1 protein-coding gene is annotated in these 2,070 nt (G+C 63.0%); it reads right to left on the bottom strand.

The features are described from left to right. Positions 1 to 50: 50 nt before the first annotated feature. On the bottom strand, positions 51 to 2,070 hold a 2,020-nt coding region (locus OXG98_13085), incomplete at its 5' end, for a DUF5916 domain-containing protein (protein MCY3772937.1).

Genomic DNA, 2,070 nt, shown 5'->3' with positions numbered 1-2,070 from the left:
TCTGCACGCTTGTGAACGCGCTGATACGGCATTATTAGGTTGACGCAGCACTAGAATCGAAACGTGTAGTTCACCTTCAGGCTGAGGTCCGAGAGAGTTTCGTCGAACGAGTTGTCACGGTCATGGTCCTGAAGATTGTGGTTCAGCACCAGGTACGCCTCGCGCCCGTCCCGCAGCACCCAGTGCAGGCGGCTGTTGATGCCGACTTCTTCCGACACGTTGTCGTATTGAACCCGGTTGATCCACAACAGGTCCGAATTGAACGCAACTTCCGAGCTGAAGTTGGCGAGCCGGGTGACAAAGGCGCCCTGCGGGAGCCTGATGTCATGGTGGTCATATCCGAACCTGAAGGTGAAGTGTTTCGTCGCCCGCCAGGTCATGATGGCGCCGTAGTTGACGCGTTCTCCGTTGAAGAAGCCGCCCCGTATGTGGTGCACCGCAGCGACAAATTTGCGGTGACTGCCGCTGGCGAGCGTGGCGATGTACTCGTCGAAAGAATACCGTCCCCGGGGGATGACGACCTGACGAGATTGGTCCGAGGGGTCCCGGTAGATGCGGAATGGACGGATCAGGACCTCATCGGTGGATTTGTATTGCGCGACGAGCGTATCCCGTGATCGGCTGTCGATCTCCAGCGGAGTGACCGTGACGACCTGCGTCTGCAGCCCGCCGTCCAGGAGCTCGATGCGCTGAGCGTCGATGCTCGCGAACCACGACGCGACCGGTCCGCCGCGAAAGTGGTGCGTGTAGCCGAAATCCGCTGTCCGGTCCCGGATACCGGCCCGGTTGACGTAGCCGAGCGCCGGGTTGAAATTCCTCTGAACCTCCTTTGTCGCCAGGCCCCAGCGCAAGCCGGACCTGTTTGGAGCGCGCAGTCCCAGGCCGAAGGCGCGATCATCCCCGCCCAGGCCCTCCGTATCGGACTGCAGGAACCATGCGTCAGCCTCCAGGACCCGGCTGTTGCCCAGACGGCTGTTCAGATAGCGGAAGTCCACGCCCGCCACGGAGTTGTCGAGGTTCGATCTTGGGTCGCCCTCGGTGACGATCAGGCCCACCGCGGATTCTTCCAGGATGCTCAGGGACGCCCGCCCGGCGAACACATCGCTGCTCTGGACCTCACCGAATTCCGCCTGCCGCACGGCCAGGCCGCCAATGCTCCAGGGGCCGATTCGCCCGCTCAGCTTGCCTCCGTAGTCCAGGTCCACGGGCTGACCCGAATCGCTGAGGCCCAGGCGCCGGGAGAAGAACGGCCGTCCGTTTTCGCGGCTGGCGCCCGACGCGGACCGGTTCGCGTCTGAATTTCGCCCGCCGATACGGCCGAATTCGAAGATGTCGGTGTCCTGGAGAAAGAACGCCCGCTGCTCCGGGAAGAACAGGTTGAATCGCGTCAGGTTCACCTGCCTCGAGTCGACCTCGGTGGCGGAGAAGTCGGTATTCAGCGTCAGCGCAGCGTTCAGCGAGGGAGTCACCTTGTAGAACAGATCCAGCGAGGGCCGCGTTCTGGACGAATCGCCCGCGATGCCGCCCGGATTCTCGCCCGGAACTGCGCCTGCAGTTTCGTCCGGGTCATCGCCCGCACTGTCGAAGTGCCTGCGCCGATTCAGGGCAACCGAAGGCACAATATCCAGCCCGAGCCCCTGTTCCAGGCCGGTAAGGCCGGTGGCGATGCCGACGATGCTCGGGTTGTAGGTGCGATTACGGGAAACCCAGGAGATTTCCTCCCCCTTGCGGCGCACCGCACGGGAGAAGTTGATTCCCCACGTGTCGTTGTCCGGATCGAAGGAAATCGACTTCAGGGGAATCGCGATCTCCGTGGCCCAGCCTTCGGAGTCGGCGGTGGACGCCACGTCCCAGATCGTATTCCAGACCGGAAGGTTCTGGCTGACGTTCTGGTAGATCGCTTCATGCTTGACGCCGTTGGCGTTGGTTTCGAACTTGTAGCCGCTGCGCCGGTCGTTGAAGGGCGACAGAACGATCGCGATGCGGTCGTCGTCACCGAGTCGCAGCGACCGGTGCCGCAGGGTGCTGGCGGCGATCAGGCCGGGTTCGCTGTCCCAGAAGCGCCCCCCG

This window comes from Gemmatimonadota bacterium, from assembly GCA_026706345.1.
Classification (GTDB): domain Bacteria; phylum JAAXHH01; class JAAXHH01; order JAAXHH01; family JAAXHH01; genus JAAXHH01.
Note: the sequence above shows the minus strand (reverse complement) of the source record. Positions and strands in the feature narration are given on the sequence as shown.